Raw genomic sequence first — 15,694 nt, 5'->3', positions numbered from 1 at the left:
AAGTGACTGGTCATGGAACACCTGACCACTTTTAACGCGACCGGTCTGGCCGCCGCTCAAGTAGCCAAACGGGTCACCACTGACGGGCCCAACGACGTTCCCGAGACCCCGTTTAGTTTTCCGAAAGCCGTGCTTGCGCGCCTCTGGGAACCCTCGGCGTGGATCTTGGAAGGCGCCCTGGTCTTAGAAATCATCCTGGGCAAGACTGTTCAGGCCGGTTTCATTTTACTGATGTTGTTGTTCGCCGCCATCGACGGGGCGATTCAAGCCAAACGGGCCACCACCGTGCTTCAGTCCTTGGCCCACCAACTCACGCCCACGGTGACCGTGAAACGTGACGGGACCTGGCAACAGCGTCCCGCTAAAGACCTGGTCGTCGGCGACCTGATTAGTCTCAACCGAGGCGACTTGGTCCCGGCCGATGCGGAGGTTCTGACCCACCCCTTAGAGCTCAACGAAAGCTCGATCAGCGGGGAAGCCAACGCCCTCACCCGTGATCCAGGGAGCACGATTTTTGCCGGCACCGAAGTTCTAAATGGCCACGCCCTGGCTACCGTCACCCAAACCGGGGTCAACAGCCGTGCGGGCAAGACCATCAGCCTGGTCAACCAATCGTCATCCCCGGGACATCTCCAGCGCTTACTGGGTAAGATCATTGGTTACCTGGCGCTACTCGATACGGTACTTGCGGTCATCTTGATTGGCGTCGCCCTCTTGCGGGGAGAAAACCTGATTACCATGTTGCCGTTTCTGGCGATGCTCTTCATTGCGACGATTCCGATTGCCATGCCCTCGAGTTTTGCGGTCGCTAACTCCGTTGAAGCCAAAGTACTCAGCCAAAAACACGTGTTGGTCAGTGATCTAACGGGGATTCAGGAAGCCGCTAATTTAGACTTACTGTTGGTCGATAAGACCGGGACCATCACGGCCAACCAACCCCAAGTCGTCCAGTTCACAAACCTATCAGCGCTCAGTGACGCCACGCTGATCCAACTGGCAGCTAGTGCCACGGACCCACGTCATCCGAGTGTTATCGACCAGGCCCTACGCGCTTATGCGGCGGCTCGGCAGTTGACCGCGTTGGTTCCACAGCGCTTCATTCCATTTACCGCTGCCACGGGGTATTCTTCAGCGACCGTGGTCACCGCTGACACCACGTTTAACTTGCACCTAGGGGGGTACACCAAGTTAAGTGCGCTGTTGTCAGACGACATCCCAATCACCGTTGATTTTGCAGCCGGCCGCACCGTTGCGCTGACGGTCAACGATGCGTTAGCAGGTATCTTCGTGTTGCAAGACCAACCGCGGCCGGACAGCGCTACGGCAATCCAGACCATCCAACACCGCGGCGTACAGGTCATGATGCTGACCGGCGACAATGTGCGCACCGCCCAAGCAGTGGCCCAACAAGTCGGTTTGACCGGCCAAGTCGTGAGTTTTGACCACCTCGACCAAGTGGCTGACCCGCACCAGCTCGCCGGCATCGCCGACGTGGTCCCCGAAAATAAACTCGCCGTCGTGGAACGGTTCCAACAACTAGGCCACGTGGTCGGTATGACCGGTGACGGGGTCAACGATGCCCCAGCTTTGAAACAAGCCGAGGTCGGCATCGCCGTGGCCAACGCCACCGATCTGGCCAAGCGTGCCGCGAAAGTCGTCTTATTGACGCCGGGGCTGACCGCCTTGACCACCATTCTTGACAGCGGCCACCGCGTTTACCAACGGATGATGACCTGGACGATCACCAAACTGTCCCGAACAGCTGAGCTGACGCTATTGTTGACCCTGGGTTACCTGTGGTTGCGCCACATTCCGTTGGCACTGAACGCTATGATCTTGGTCGCCATTCTAAACGACGTGGTCACCTTGGTCTTAGGGACCGACCACACCATCACCACGGTTCAACCGGAACACTGGAATTTGCGGCGGCTTAGCCGGTTAGCCGGGGTCCTGGCCGGGAGTTGGACGATCATCGGGCTACTCCTGATGGCTATTCTAAGCGCAAGTGGTATCCCGACTGGACAGCTCAGCACGGTGCTTTACGTTTACTTGATCACCAGCGCCATGCTGACGATTCTGATGACCCGAACACCACATCACTGGTGGCAGAGTCAGCCTAGCCGGCCCGTTATGGTGGCTATCGGGACCAACTTAGCCTTGACCATTGGCCTGGCGCTTACGGGATGGGGCGTCACCGCCATCACGGTGACGCTGCTGGTTAGCACGCTTGTTGGCACCTTACTGGTTAGTTTGTTGCTCGATATCGGGTACGTGCACCTACAACGACACGATGCATTATGAGTTAAAAAATCGCCACCGTAACGGTTCGAATGAATCGCTATGGTGGTGATTTTTTAACTTATTGAATGGTCATTTTCAGTGTACCCAAGTGCGTGATGCTTCCGGTCAACTGGTCACCGGGCTTCAAAAAGAGTGGTGGCTGGTGACCGACGCCGGTTCCACTCGGCGTCCCGGTAAAAATCAAATCGCCAGGTTCGAGGGCCACAATCGTCGACAGGTAGTGAATCAAATCCGGCACCTTGAAAATCATCTGCCCCAACGGTGCCGACTGTTTCGTCGCCCCGTTCACGATGGTCGTGATGACCTCTTGGTCCAGATTGGCCACCTCGTCGAGCGTCGTCAGCCACGGCCCCACCGGCGCGTAGTTTTGAAACGACTTGCCCATGGAAAATTGAGGGTTGTCGTTCTCAAATTGCACTTCCCGGTCGGATAGATCTTCCCCGACCATCACGCCAGCCACGTGGTCCAGGGCCGACGCCACCGGAATGTCTCGGCCGCCGTCACCAATCACCACGACCAGTTCCGTCTCCCAGTCGGTCCGGGGGCCGTGGGCGGCCACCGTGACTACTGAGGGCGCCAGCGAACTACTGAACTTGGTAAAAATGCTGGGTGTCTTGGGTAAATCGATATGGATCTCCGCCGAGTGGTCTTGGTAGTTCATCCCCACCGCAAAAATCTGCCCGGGCGCATGGACTGGTAGACCTAAGTCGGCCTGGTCAAAGCGAGTTACGTCCCCTAACTGCAGTTGATTGACGGGCGTCTGGACCGTCTCTAAGACCGTAGCGGCGTTCAACACCGCTTGGCCGTGCTGATCGTCGGTCACCAAAAATGGTAATCCACGGCGTACCCCAATTTTCATCTTATCACCTCAAGTTTATGGTACCGCTTTCTGGGTGCCGAGGAAACGTTAAATTTGACCAATTACAAAAGCCGCTAGCAACGCCCCTTCTTCAATTGAAGAAAGGCTTGCTAGCGGCGGCCTATGAGTTAGCGGTAGTGTCTCCGTGCCCCATAGTCACTCTGTTGTGGGGCCTACGGTAAATTAATCGTTAGCGTGAACGTCAAAGGCGTTGAGCAACATGTCTTTCGTTCCCGGCGTGTCAGGATCGTGTTGCCCCTGGCCCTTGTCGAGTTGCCGTAATTGCGCTACTTCATCATCGGTCAAGCTAAAGTCGAAGATGTCGAGGTTGCTCTTGATACGGGCTTCGTGGACCGACTTCGGGAAGACGATGATGCCTTCTTGGTGTTCAAACCGCAGGATGATTTGGCCCACGTCCTTATTGTACTTAGCCGCCAGCTTGGTAATCACGGGTTCTTGTAAGAGGTCTTGGTTTCCCTGACCTAGCGGCGCCCAGGCTTCAAGCTTGACGTCCTTAGGTGCCAAAAGCTTCCGTAATTCGGTCTGCTGGAAGTACGGGTTGAATTCCACTTGGTTGACGGATGGCAACGTTTCAAAGTCCGGGACGAACTGGTTCCAAATCTTCGGTGTCATGTTGGACACCCCAATGGAATTCAGCTTACCCGCCTTTTTCGCAGCTTCCATGGCACGCCAAGCCCCCGGAACATCTCCGTAAGGTTGGTGAATCAGGTAGAGGTCGATGTAGTCAAGACCTAATTCGCTCAATGAGCGGTCGATGGCCTTAGTGGCGGCCTCGTAACCGAAGTCTTGGAGCCAGAGTTTACTGGTGACCCAGATTTCATCACGCGGAATGCCGCTGTCGCGGATGGCCCGGCCCACTTCGTCTTCGTTGAAGTAAGCGACCGCCGTGTCGATGTGGCGGTAGCCTGCCGCTAAAGCGTCCTTAACAGCTTGATACGTCGTGCCGTCATCCGGGCTTTGGAAGGTTCCAAAGCCGATGGCTGGAATGGCGTTGCCGTCGTTTAATTGAATCGTTGGTGTCGTTGTCATTTCAAAAACACTCCTTTGAAAAATTAGTCGTGTAACTGCTGTAAACTGGACCCAAAAATCTGTTCGATGGTCACCGGATCACGGTGGTCAAAGAACTGACTCTCCTGGCGGTCCAATCCCGCCAAGGTCGTCATTTCTGTGTCACTCAACTCGAAGTCAAAGACGGCCAGGTTCTCCGCCATACGGTCGGGGTGCACGGACTTGGGAATCACCGTGATGCCACGCTGGAGCAACCAGCGTAAGATGACTTGCCCCGTGGTCTTACCGTGATCCTGGGCGATTTTTTGGATGGTCGCATCGGTAAAGATGTCGTGTTTGCCCTCCGCAAACGGTGCCCACGCTTCAACCCGGAGACCCTCGCGTTGGTTGAAGGCAACTTCTTCGGGTTGCTGGTACCACGGGTTGACCTCGATTTGGTTCAGCACCGGAGCCACACTCATGGTCAATTCCAAGTTTTTCAACTGATCAGCATAAAAGTTCGAGACCCCAATGGCCCGAATCTTACCGGCGTGGTAGGCCTCTTCCATGGCCCGCCAAGCGCCCATCACGTCACCATAAGGCTGGTGCAGCAGGTATAAGTCGAGGTAATCGAGCTCCAACTTTTCTAATGAGGCATCGATGCCCTTTTTGGCCCGGTCGTAAGTGAAATCGGACACCCAGAGCTTCGACGTCACGAAGAACTCTTCGCGGGGCACGCCACTCTTTTGAATGGCCCGGCCCACCGCGGCCTCGTTTTGGTACGCCGTGGCGGTATCGATCAACCGGTACCCGGCCTTAATCGCGGCCGTGACCGCCGCTTCACATTCAGCTAAATCGGGGATTTGAAACACACCAAACCCCAATTGTGGCATTTGGACCCCGTTACTCAGGGTCGTCGTTGGAATCGTCATCTAATCGTCCTTTCTTGACTGGATGACTTTAGTATAATCACAATCGGTTTAATTGAAAATTACCTGTTTGCTATACTAGTATACGAGTAACGTATTCTAAGGAGCTGAACATCTTTGATTGACCTTTATTTATGGATGGAACTCGCCACCTTCGCACGGACTGGCACCCTGGCCCAGACTGCGACGGCCTTGAACGTCACCCAACCCACGGTCACCCGGGGCATGCAAAAATTGGAAGACTTGCTGGGGGTGACCCTGTTTGACCGTCACCCCAACCGGCTGGCATTGACGCCAACGGGCCAACTCGCGGCGACTCTGGCCCAACAACTGGTCACGGCTAACGACCAAGCCGTCGCACAGATTCACACCTACGACCAGGAACAACAAACATTCATCATCAAGAGCACCCTGCCAGGACCGCTCCTACTCATTGACCGCGTCCTCAACACCACCGCTCACCAGACGGAGTTCGACCCCAACTTGGTGCCCGACCAGACGTTGTTAAGTCACGCCGCCAGCCTGGTATTGTCTAGTCACGGCCTTACGACCAAGCAAATCGAGTCCCAATACCTAGGGACCGAAAGTCTTGCGGTCAACCTGGACCAGTTCATGTATCACGCCAACCAGGCCACGATTCGTTTCCAAGAGTTAAGGGGCTTAAGTTTCTTGGTACTCCAAGACATTGGCCAGTGGCGGGACATCATCCAAGACCAGATTCCGGGAGCTAACTTCCTTTATCAGGCGGAACATACCGCCTTTACCGAAATCACCCAGTACTCCGACTTTCCGTATTTCAGTACCAACCTATCGACCGCCATTCCGGCTGACCAGGCAGCTAACGACAACCGCGTGCGCATCCCCATCAGCGATACCGCCGCTCAAATGCCCATCTATGCCAGCTATTTGCGGTCCCAACGCCAACGGGTTATGCCGGTCTTAACCATGATTCGTCAAGCTTGGCCGGAAGCAGTGCGTTGAGCTTTTCGGTGTTGTTGCCAGTAGTTTATGCAATTGATTATGGCGATACACAGGGCTAATGCCCCGGTCAACCAGAAGTCGACCCGACCACCACGATAAGTCCGGGTCATGAGGCTCCCCTGACCTTGATTTTGGAAAATAGCCATCAGCGCCGTCAGGAAGACGACCCCGGTCGCGCCGGCCAGTTGCTGGGTCATGTTGAACAAGGAACTGATATCCGTGGCAGATTGTAGCGGCACATTAGTCGTTGCGTTGGAAATCGTGTTGGAGAAGCACAGGTTGAACCCGGCCCGTAAAATGATGAAGAACACCATCAACAGGATGGCGGTCAGCCAAGGCTGAAAACTGATAAAACTGACCGCTCCGATAATCATTAGGGCACTTCCGGTCAAAACCGGTAAGGCGAATCCCCGTCGATCCGCTAAGTGACCAGCTAACGGCGAGATCACCGCACCAACCAAGGTTCCCGGTAACAGAATCAAGCCGGCGACTAGTGCCCCGTTCCCCAAGACATATTGGGCGTAAACAGGAATCACGACGGAAATCCCGATGTTCAAGAATTGTAAGCCAAAGTAGGTGATGGCATCTAAGCGTACCGCGGGGATGCGAAAGACACTCAAATTGACCAGTCGCGACGTCCCACGATTGTTCTGCCATACAAAGCCGCCAAATAAAATTAGTGCGGCCACTAATAAGCCCCAGAACTCGGCGTGAAATCCATGTTTGCCGATGACGGAAAAAGCGTAGATCCAGGTCGTCATGGCTAGCGCTAACAGAATAAAGCTGCCCCAACTAAAGGGACTGACGTTGGGCGTCACCTTGCCGCGGACCCAGAGCTGGCCTCCAATCAGACTGACCAAGCCAAACGGTAATAGGAACCAGAAAATCATCCGCCAACTCATGGTCGACGAGACCAGGCCCCCGTAAGTTGGGCCCAATGCCGGCGCCAAGGAAATGATCATCCCGGCGATCCCGGTCATCATCCCTAATTTTTGCCGGGGAATCTGGGTAAAAATCAAGTGAAACAGTAGCGGCGTTGCAATCCCCGTTGCGGCAGCTTGAACTAACCGACCGACCAACAACAAGCCAAAGCTTGGGGCCAGCGCACACACCACGTCACCGACCATAAAGAAGACCACGGCCAACGCGTGCAACATTTGCGGTTGGTGTTTCTTTAATAAGTAAGCCGTCGTCCCCATCATAATGGTCACCATCAACAAGTAAGCCGTGGTGATCCACTGCGTCATGTCCAACGACTGGTGGAATAGCCGGGAAAGCTCCGGATAAGTCACGTTCATCGAGGTCTCGGTCATGATTCCCAGGAGACTTAACAGCGCTACCGAGCAAATCGCACCCCAGGTTCGGGGCTGAATCTTAGTATCATCCATATAGGTTGTCCTTCTTTACACGAAATTAAGTACTCACCCATTTTACCCCCCATTTCAAAAATGCGCTAAGGGAAGTCTCGGGCTAATTCCGGATAACTAAGACAAAAATAAAAAGGCCTCAACTGGTCGCAATCTAACCAGCTGAACCCTTTTCACGATGTGTTTGGAGGAACGCATCTTTTTTAAGATTAAGGGTGCTTAAGCCTTAATCGTGTAGTTGTTAGCCGACTTAATCGTCGGCACTATCTGTAACAGTCTGCTACTACCGTTACAGTTGGTTCTGATAAGGAACCCGCTATGCTGGCAAACTAAGCACCTGCTACCGTACTAGTCAGTACCACCATAGCCACGACACCGAAAATCGTTGCCGCTAACTTTAAAGTAAGTCAATTGACTTTATTAAATTGCGATTGCTTAGGCTCATATCGCTGGAGCCGCTAAATAATAGTTAGTTCCGCTAGAACAATTTCAGTATAACAAATCATGTCGTAATTTTTGGGGTTTTCGCTTAAGCTTAAGGGTTTTAAGGTTTATATAAGAAAATAATTCACCCGTTAACATCAGGTTTAGACGTTACCGCTTTTTTCTTATAATTACCGGTATGTCGCCATTTTATAGTTTTTGAATTTGTCCAGGTGCCAACCCATCTTTTTGACCAATCAACCTTAAATGTAACTTAAAACCTTAGTGGTCGTTTCTCCCGGTGACGCAAAAAACGACTGCACCGAGTGCCTTTTTTAGGTGCCCAGTCCAGTCGCAGCGTCACACTTCAAAATTAGATTTTTTGCTGGATATCGTCAATGGTGACCACGAGGACCGCGCGAATCCAGTCGAACTGTTGCTTCATACGGTCAAAGTTAGCGCCGGACGTTGCAAACTTTCCGGTCCCGTGGATGTGATACCCACGGCCCATCCCCTGGCTCCCCTCAACTTTGTAACTCCCGATGGTCACGGTCAGATGATTATCGGCAGTCAAATCATTTTCGATGGAATGCATGCCGGCGGAGGGAATCAATAGCGTATGGTCGTCCACCACGTTGATGTAGTGGCTCCAGGTGTTGACGACACTTGCGGGATGCGCATTAATTGTGATGATGGTCGCGGGCGTTTGGTCCTTGATCACGTCTAAGAATTCTTGTTCCATTTGATGACCAGCTTCCTTAAAATTAGTTGCCTCCAATTAAATTTGATGGGGCTTAAATTTGAGGCATAACTAGTTTACCGCGGGCTTAGGCGTTTGTCGAGGGGGCGTTGAGTCGTTATTTGAAGGCCAGCGCGGTATAATAATCAATGAATCGTTAGTTTCAGGAGTGTTTTCGGAAAGGAAGATTAGATGTCGAAATTACTGAGTCCCGTTCAGATTGCTAAACTCTCATTAAAGAATCGCGTCGTGATGTCTCCCATGTGCCAGTATGCCGTTCAAGCCGAAGATGGGCTGTTAACCCCATTCCACTTTGCCCACTATCTCACTCGGGCGATGGGTCAGGTCGGCTTGATCATCACCGAATCAACGGCGGTGACCCCCGAAGGCCGTATCACTAACAACGACCTGGGCCTCTGGAACGACCAACAGGCCGACCGTTTACACGACCTAATCACCCAACTACACCAGTTGGGGGCTAAGGCCGGCGTGCAATTGAACCACGCGGGCCGCAAAGCCGCCGACGCTAAGACACCAGTTGGTCCCAGCGACCAACGTTATGACGACAGCTATAAACAGCCACACCCGTTGACCGTCGACGAGATTCACACCATTGTCGATGAGTTTCAAGCGGCGGCGAAACGCGCGACCAAGGCCGGTGTCGACGTTATCGAGATTCACGGTGCGCACGGCTACCTCATCGACCAATTTCTTTCCCCGGCACTCAACCAACGCCATGACCCGTATGGCGGTTCGTTACAGGACCGCTACCGCTTACTCCACGAAGTCGTGGACGCCATTCGCCGCGAATTCCACGGCTCACTCTGGGTCCGATTGTCGTTGACCGACTACATGCCGGCCGGACAACAGACCAGCCTGTCCGAGTGGCAACGAGTCGCCCAGTGGCTACAACGCGATGACGTCGATTTGATTGACGCCTCGACCGGGGGCCTGTTCCCTAAGAAACCGGACTTCCCAGTCCACGACGGCTACCAGACCCGCTTCGCTACGGCGTTGAAACAAGCCGTTGACATTCCAGTCGCCACGGTCGGTTTGCTCGACAATCCCGGTTTAGCCGAGTACATCTTGCAGAACCGGCAAGCCGACTTAATCGTGGAGGGGCGCGCCTTGTTGCGGAACCCGAACTGGGTCGCGACTGCCGACATTGCGTTACACGATCATCAACTCGAACGCGATACGTTTAACCACTCATACTATCGCGGGATGGCAGAACATTGACGCACCACTACCCAATTAAATAGTAGTCAAAAAAACAGGACCACCTTCGAAACGAACAAGGTGGTCCTGTTTAACGTTATTCAAAGTTTAGTTCAACCCATCGAAGCCGTCCAAGACCCAAAACGCGACGCCCCCGACCAACACGGCCAAGATAATGACCCCACCGAGCAGGACGTTAAACGCCAACCCCAGGCCCCCACAGAGCAACAGCAGGATAAAGATGAAGGGGTGGCGAAAACAAAACTTGATGAACCCCACAATCAATTTAAAGAGCAAGATGATAAAAACAATCAGTCCAATGGCAATCGCCAACTTGGCACTGGTCGTCATTTCTAATAGGACTAGTGGCATGGTTAACTTCCTTTCCACCGCGACGGTCGGTTATACCGGCCCACTTTCCGGTCTCTGGCACCTGCCAAAGACCTCCTTAGTGAAGAAAGTTTACGCCAATTTAGCCCAAAATACCAGCCTTACCGAACTCATCAGCTCCCGATTTAAGTTTATCTTAACGAGAAGGCCCCGCCACAATGGTGAGACCGTTCAAACGCTAAATATTAGGGGTGGATTGGTAACGTTCGCCCAAGAAAGTCCGCAATGGCAAAGCAAATTGATCTTGCTCGCGGTTGAATAGGGTCTCAAACGAAGCAGTGGTCAAGTCACCGGCCGATTCCTTACCAGCTAACAGGTTGGTGGCCCAGTCCGGATCATACAGGAGCTGTTCGCCAACGGCAACCAGGTCGCTAGTGGCTAAGACTTGTTCCACGTCTGCGCGTTGCCGAACTTGACCAACACCCACGACGGGTACCCGACCATGAACGGCCTCGTTGACGTACGCTAAGATGGATTTGTCTTGATAATCCTCAGCCCGCGCGACGCGGTCGAAGTTGTTCAAGGAAATGTGGATGTAATCCAATGGCGTTTGAACCAATTTTTCCAAGAGGGCTAGGGTATCAGCAAACCGAATCCCTGGGGTCTCGAATTCTTCGGGTGAGACCCGGTAACCAACAATAAATGGCTTCTTGGCGTATTGCTTGACCGCCGCGAAGACACTGTCTAAGACCGCACCGATGAAACGGTAGCGGTTCTCTCGACTACCGCCCCACTTGTCGGTCCGCCGGTTGGAGTGCGGGGAGTAGAACTGTTGTAACAAGTAAGTGTTGGCCCCGTGGAGTTCGATGCCATCGAAGCCGGCTTCGATGACCCGCCGCGTTGCCGCCCCAAAGGCGTCGATGGTGGCTAAAATTTCGTCTTCGGTCATTTCCCGGGGCGTTTCCGCATCCGGTCGTAAGGCCGGCACGGCACTGGCCGAAACGATTTGTTCACCGCCCAACGTGGCTTTATGCGTCATCCGGCCAGCATGAAAAATTTGTACGATGGCCTTGGCACCGGCACCCTGAATGGCACTTGCAAGGTCATGTAACCGGGGCACCATCGTGTCGTCAGCGATGCTGAGTTCACCAGGCCAGCCCTTGCCTAAGGGTTCCACGTTCGCGGCCCCCGTGATGATGGCACCAACCCCGTGGGCCCGCCGTTCGTAATACTTGATTTCGTCGGTGGTCACTTCACCATCGAAGAAACTCTGCCGCGTAGTCATCGGCGACATCATCAAACGGTTCTTTAACGTGACACCGGATGGTAACTTTAGTTCATCTGTAAACTTTGCCAAAATCAAAAAACTCCTTTCATCTTAAGCCAAAAGTTGGAGGACAGCTTCACCCACACCACGAGCGGATTGTGGGTTCTGGCCCGTCACTAAGCGGCCATCCGTCACCACGTGCGGCGTGTAAGCGGCCGACTGGGAGTACTTTCCCCCGGCCTTAATCAACGCGTCTTGTGTCAAAAACGGCACAGCATCGGTCAACTGGTTTTGTTGTTCCTCTTCGTTGGAGAAGCCAGCGACTTGCTTACTCGCAATTAATTCCTGGCCATCGGTCTCGTGTAAGCCCAGTAAGCCAACTACTCCGTGGCATACAGCGGCTGTCACGCCCCCGTTGGCGTGAATAGCATCGGCAATGCTCATCAGGTCAGGATTGTTGGGGAAGTCCCACATAGCGCCGTGACCACCGGCAAAATAGATAGCTGCATAGTCTTGCGGATTGACGTCCTGCGGCTTTAATGATTGCGCCAGATAGTGGTTTCGAAATGCGGAATCGTTATAGTACGCCCACGTTGTGTCGTCCATGCCGTCCAGGCTGCCCGGATCAAGTGGCACGTAACCGCCTTGGGAACTAACGTAATCGACATCGATACCGTGGTCCGCCATCACCGCGTGAAAATGGACACTTTCGCTTAACCATAGTCCCGTTGCCCGGTCAAGGTCACTAAACCGGTTAGTGGAAGTCACCACGACTAATACTTTTTTCGTCATGCTTCAGGAACTCCTTTAATTGAGATTAAAACTTACGATATCACCTCATCTCGAGATGAGGTCAATCAATTTGTTTGAGCGACTAGTAATTCTTTTAGACTGACTGCGCACAATCCGTCTGGATACTTAGCTAGGAGGCGATTGAAGGTGGTCAACTGGTCAGTTTGACCGGTGTTTTTTAAATGGGTGGCAAACTCAGCAGCCGAACGAGCCTGAAAGTCGGCTTCTTGGACTGACCCCAGTGTGACCAATTGGTCAGCATACCACTGTTTGAAAGCCACGTAGACTTGAGTCTCAGCCAACTGTGCGGCCTGTTGGGCCAACCGGTCGGCTTGTTTGTCATAAACCTCCCGCCGGTCTTCCCAGGTCGCATCCCCCTCCTGATACAGGGTCAAATAGGTTGCGATGTCCGTTAATGGCATCTTGGTTCGTTTGAGGTTGACGATTTGGGCCACAATTTTCAGGTCGTGTGCACTGTATTGCCGCCGTCCCGCGGCATCTCGGGCAATCGGCAGTAATAGTCCCTCTTGTTCATAAAAGCGTAATGCCGGCACCGTCACCTGGTACATCGTGGCCACTTCACCAATGGAATAACTCATCTTGCCACATCCTTTCGTTAACTCGTTTAATGGAAAAATAAAAACGCCCGCTATAACCCGAACGTCTTTATTGAATTCTAAATTTAATTGTCTTTGAATTAAGAACATCATTAGCGATGTCCCTTAACTTTTAAGCATAGCTGGTCAGAGTTACGCCGTCAATTATCCCGTTACGGACTGAATTAAAGCTGACACTCGTACAACTTAGCGGGGGTCACACCGAGGTCTGGATAGTCTAGTGGCATGTCGGCGACCAATTTGAACCCATTCTTTTCGTACAGTTTATCGGCGGGGACGTTGCCTTTGACCACATCTAAATGAACCACGGTCGCGCCCTGCTGCTTGGCCGTCTTTAAAATGGCTTGGAGCATCGCTGATGAAACGCCCTGGCCCCGAAACCGCGTACAGGTGCAAGACGGCCACTTGATTGTCCGTGGCTTCGGTCGGCCACGGGACCGCATGATAGGTTGGGTCGTCACCGCGAGTGAGTTTTCCCGCCGCAGCTAAACGGCCTTCTTGATACCCACCGAGCAATTGGCCCTGCTGGCAAGCTGCCAGGATATCCGCTTGGTTCGGGTAATCGCCCCAGGTCCATTCAGGGCCGTAATCGTCTTGGGCCTGGTGGGCACAGACCGCTTGGTAGAAGTCACCGGCCGTAGTAGCATCTGCGGCTGTTAAGATTTTGACTTGATCTAACATGGGTTATCCTCCTGTTATCAATTTTCAATGTCTAGTTTGACTATTGTTTGTTATATCTTACTTTGGACCTCATGGCAAGACTCAAATGAGAAGCTCTCTCCCTGTTATGATCATGATTTCCCACAAAAGAGAAAAAGAAAAGGAATCCACTTCAGCGAACTAGACTCCTTTCCCCTTCACTAATTTAACTGACAAAATATGCCTTACTTTAAACCCTTTAGACCGTTAATTTAACGTCTACCTTAACGGCTTGCCCTTTCTTTAAAGGGAGGCGCTGCCCATCAGCGATGACCACGCCGCCATCACGGGTACTCGTGACGGTTAACTGGCCATCAGCCAAATGGAAGTCGACCTGACCACCCTTGACCGGTAAGCTACAGTCAAGTTGAGTAAAGTCATCTAAGTGTGGTTGAACTTCAAAGGTCTCATACCCGGCTTTAGTGGGTTGCAGCCCTAAGAAGTAACGACCCAATAAGTAAATAGGACTGGCTCCCCAGGCATGGCAGAGACTCTTGCCAAAGGGGTCGCCATACATCGCGTACTGGTCTTTCCCCTGAACCTGTGGATCGTACTCTTCCCAAACCGTCGTGGCACCCTTTTTGACCATGGCCCCCCAGTAGTCTTTGATGGTCGCCAAAACTTGAGGTAATTGCCCCAAGCGGCATAAGGCATCCTGTTCAAAGAACTTAAAGTACGGCGTAGTCAATTGGGTAATCTGGTCGTTAAGCAACACGTTCTTTAAGATCTGTTGTTGCTTGTCAGCGTCAACTAAATCGAACAGTACGGCTAAGATATTGGCGTGCCGGGTGACGTGATTCTTACCGGACTCATAGCTGTCAATAAAGGCGCCCTTTTGGTCATTCCAAAAGTACTTGACGACGTTTGCTTTCAGCGTGGTAAAGCAGTCCTGATACTTAGCAGGATCTTCACCGATGACTTCTTTAGCCGTCATCATGGCCTTCAAGGCCTGGAGCAAAACATCTGCTCAGCCGCTATCGTGCCATCTTTATCCATTTCCGACCAATCTACAAAGATCCAATCGCCCTTACGTCCGTAGATAAAACCTAACTTATTGGTCTGGGCCAACAAGTAGTCCATCATCGATTCCATGCGGGGCATGATCATCCGGATAAAGGCCTGATCGCCAGTCGTTTCATAATGGTTATAAATACTGATGACCCATAGCAGAGAGTAATCAACAATCGTATTGATGTGCTGCTTGATCTCATCGTGTCCGCGCAAGGCGATAATGGTCCGCTTATCCACGTCTTCGTTGAAGAAGGTATATTGGTTGATGAAAGCATCCTGATACGCATCACCGCCCCAGATCCAGCGGTCACGCTTGACGCCATCAATATAGAACAAATCAGTACAAAGTTTAAAGGTGCGCGTTGACATATCCCAGATCTGGTTGATTAAGGTCTCATTACTCTTAAACGAAGATCGGTTAGGCATCTTCAAGCCCACCGTTGTGGCCGTGATATCCAGATGATCAGCTTGATAATTAGGCACAAACAGATACTGAAACGCCCGCTTAGGAATCTTAGTCTCACTTGTGATTCCAGCTTGCTGATAGTAACAGTTTACCGTGTCCAGCGCTTCAGTCCGCGATTCGCCATAACAGATCGTAATTGGTGTTGTTTGGTTTGCAACCCGCAATTTCGCGTTAATCTCTTCCCCAAAGTCGATCAAGAGGCCACCATTCACCGCCTCCGTGGTCTTCGGCTGGACGTCATGCTCCTCGTATGGGATCACATTCGGATCATCGTCGAGGGTCGTAAACAGATTGCTGTAGCCAACGGCTCGCTGCGTCACGTAGTTATCCGCTACCCAACTGGCATCGGAATGAATAACCTCGCCTTCAATGTAGACGGTCGGTTGCTCCGTGGCACTAAAAATGTATGCCACAATCTCTTGTTTCCCGGCATCCAGGGTAATCGGCTGGTTGACTAGATATTTTTTATCATTAATCGTCAGGTAGCCAGCTTGCCGTGTGTGGACCGTAAACGTGGTGGCTTGCTTAAGAGTGTAAGTTCTTTCAAACTTCACATTGCAGTAATTGTCATCCACGTACCAATAGGCCGGCCAGCGCATCCCCCGTTCTTCTCGCGAAAAGTTCTGTAACATGCCTTGATGGATTTCGAAATCGCCTGGATACCAAATCCAATAAACACCCATGATA

Annotated in this window: 14 protein-coding genes and 1 pseudogene; 3 read left to right on the top strand and 12 right to left on the bottom strand. The window is 52.4% G+C overall.

All coding sequences use genetic code 11. The features are described from left to right. The first annotated feature begins 12 nt into the window (after positions 1-12). Positions 13-2,301, top strand: a complete 2,289-nt coding sequence (locus H3M12_RS07160; protein ID WP_182150565.1) for an HAD-IC family P-type ATPase — start codon at positions 13-15, stop codon at positions 2,299-2,301. 58 nt (positions 2,302-2,359) lie between these two features. Here H3M12_RS07160 and H3M12_RS07155 read toward each other — a convergent pair whose 3' ends face one another. The 3 genes from H3M12_RS07155 to H3M12_RS07145 all read right to left on the bottom strand — a co-directional run bounded on the left by H3M12_RS07155 (position 2,360) and on the right by H3M12_RS07145 (position 5,100). Continuing rightward, positions 2,360-3,160, bottom strand: coding sequence for a fumarylacetoacetate hydrolase family protein (locus tag H3M12_RS07155; RefSeq protein ID WP_129032905.1), 801 nt, complete (start codon positions 3,158-3,160; stop codon positions 2,360-2,362). 183 nt (positions 3,161-3,343) lie between these two features. Further along, entirely contained in the window at positions 3,344-4,210 is an 867-nt protein-coding gene (locus H3M12_RS07150) for an aldo/keto reductase (protein ID WP_182150564.1), read from the bottom strand. A 23-nt stretch (positions 4,211-4,233) separates the two neighbouring features. Next, positions 4,234-5,100: an aldo/keto reductase gene (locus H3M12_RS07145; RefSeq protein ID WP_182150563.1), complete on the bottom strand. Its 867-nt coding sequence runs from the start codon at positions 5,098-5,100 to the stop codon at positions 4,234-4,236. Between the two features lie 114 nt (positions 5,101-5,214). Here H3M12_RS07145 and H3M12_RS07140 point away from each other — a divergent pair, with 114 nt between their 5' ends. Beyond that, positions 5,215-6,078 (top strand): LysR family transcriptional regulator, encoded by an 864-nt coding sequence (locus H3M12_RS07140; protein ID WP_129032908.1) that lies wholly within the window; start codon positions 5,215-5,217, stop codon positions 6,076-6,078. On the opposite strand, the gene H3M12_RS07135 is transcribed toward H3M12_RS07140, so the two are convergent. Together H3M12_RS07135 and H3M12_RS07130 are read right to left on the bottom strand one after the other, a co-directional pair. Then, a complete protein-coding gene (locus tag H3M12_RS07135; RefSeq protein WP_129032909.1) occupies positions 6,051-7,466 on the bottom strand; it encodes an MFS transporter in 1,416 nt (471 codons plus the stop codon). The two genes, H3M12_RS07140 and H3M12_RS07135, sit on opposite strands and share 28 nt — an antisense overlap. 775 nt (positions 7,467-8,241) lie before the next feature. Beyond that, positions 8,242-8,610 (bottom strand): pyridoxamine 5'-phosphate oxidase family protein, encoded by a 369-nt coding sequence (locus tag H3M12_RS07130; protein WP_170954988.1) that lies wholly within the window; start codon positions 8,608-8,610, stop codon positions 8,242-8,244. Positions 8,611-8,799: 189 nt separating this feature from the next. Between H3M12_RS07130 and H3M12_RS07125 the strand changes: the two genes are divergently transcribed. After that, positions 8,800-9,846 carry an oxidoreductase gene (locus H3M12_RS07125; RefSeq protein ID WP_182150562.1) on the top strand — a complete coding sequence of 349 codons (1,047 nt, stop codon included), beginning with the start codon at positions 8,800-8,802 and terminating at the stop codon, positions 9,844-9,846. A gap of 87 nt (positions 9,847-9,933) precedes the next feature. Here the strand turns inward: H3M12_RS07125 and H3M12_RS07120 are convergent, their stop codons facing one another. From H3M12_RS07120 to H3M12_RS07095, 7 genes and pseudogenes are all read right to left on the bottom strand, one after another. After that, the gene (locus tag H3M12_RS07120; RefSeq protein ID WP_233449148.1) at positions 9,934-10,215 is read right to left on the bottom strand and encodes a hypothetical protein; all 282 of its coding nucleotides are present in this window, start codon (positions 10,213-10,215) and stop codon (positions 9,934-9,936) included. A gap of 178 nt (positions 10,216-10,393) precedes the next feature. Continuing rightward, positions 10,394-11,512: an NADH-dependent flavin oxidoreductase gene (locus H3M12_RS07115; RefSeq protein WP_129033354.1), complete on the bottom strand. Its 1,119-nt coding sequence runs from the start codon at positions 11,510-11,512 to the stop codon at positions 10,394-10,396. A 21-nt stretch (positions 11,513-11,533) separates the two neighbouring features. Then, positions 11,534-12,214, bottom strand: a complete 681-nt coding sequence (locus tag H3M12_RS07110) for a type 1 glutamine amidotransferase domain-containing protein (protein WP_129033353.1) — start codon at positions 12,212-12,214, stop codon at positions 11,534-11,536. Positions 12,215-12,279: 65 nt separating this feature from the next. Next, complete coding sequence (locus H3M12_RS07105; RefSeq protein WP_170955019.1) at positions 12,280-12,813, bottom strand: MerR family transcriptional regulator; 534 nt, start codon at positions 12,811-12,813, stop codon at positions 12,280-12,282. Between the two features lie 182 nt (positions 12,814-12,995). Further along, positions 12,996-13,184: a GNAT family N-acetyltransferase gene (locus H3M12_RS12995; protein WP_225423578.1), complete on the bottom strand. Its 189-nt coding sequence runs from the start codon at positions 13,182-13,184 to the stop codon at positions 12,996-12,998. Next, positions 13,096-13,512, bottom strand: coding sequence for a hypothetical protein (locus H3M12_RS12895; RefSeq protein ID WP_225423577.1), 417 nt, complete (start codon positions 13,510-13,512; stop codon positions 13,096-13,098). Before H3M12_RS12895 ends, H3M12_RS12995 begins: the two co-directional genes overlap by 89 nt. Positions 13,513-13,729: 217 nt before the next feature. Beyond that, a pseudogene (locus H3M12_RS07095) lies at positions 13,730-15,690 on the bottom strand (alpha-L-rhamnosidase-related protein). Positions 15,691-15,694 lie beyond the last annotated feature (4 nt).

This window comes from Levilactobacillus suantsaii (genome assembly GCF_014069315.1).
Lineage (GTDB): Bacteria > Bacillota > Bacilli > Lactobacillales > Lactobacillaceae > Levilactobacillus > Levilactobacillus suantsaii.
This window is presented reverse-complemented; position numbering and strand designations above follow the sequence as displayed.

Coding starts and splice junctions, on each gene's coding strand:
- H3M12_RS07130 (WP_170954988.1), bottom strand. CDS start 8,610: ATGGAACAAGAATTCTTAGACGTGATCAAGGACCAAACGCCCGCGACC.
- H3M12_RS07125 (WP_182150562.1), top strand. CDS start 8,800: ATGTCGAAATTACTGAGTCCCGTTCAGATTGCTAAACTCTCATTAAAG.
- H3M12_RS07105 (WP_170955019.1), bottom strand. CDS start 12,813: ATGAGTTATTCCATTGGTGAAGTGGCCACGATGTACCAGGTGACGGTG.
- H3M12_RS07155 (WP_129032905.1), bottom strand. CDS start 3,160: ATGAAAATTGGGGTACGCCGTGGATTACCATTTTTGGTGACCGACGAT.
- H3M12_RS07135 (WP_129032909.1), bottom strand. CDS start 7,466: ATGGATGATACTAAGATTCAGCCCCGAACCTGGGGTGCGATTTGCTCG.
- H3M12_RS07160 (WP_182150565.1), top strand. CDS start 13: ATGGAACACCTGACCACTTTTAACGCGACCGGTCTGGCCGCCGCTCAA.
- H3M12_RS07150 (WP_182150564.1), bottom strand. CDS start 4,210: ATGACAACGACACCAACGATTCAATTAAACGACGGCAACGCCATTCCA.
- H3M12_RS12895 (WP_225423577.1), bottom strand. CDS start 13,512: ATGTTAGATCAAGTCAAAATCTTAACAGCCGCAGATGCTACTACGGCC.
- H3M12_RS12995 (WP_225423578.1), bottom strand. CDS start 13,184: ATGCTCCAAGCCATTTTAAAGACGGCCAAGCAGCAGGGCGCGACCGTG.
- H3M12_RS07110 (WP_129033353.1), bottom strand. CDS start 12,214: ATGACGAAAAAAGTATTAGTCGTGGTGACTTCCACTAACCGGTTTAGT.
- H3M12_RS07145 (WP_182150563.1), bottom strand. CDS start 5,100: ATGACGATTCCAACGACGACCCTGAGTAACGGGGTCCAAATGCCACAA.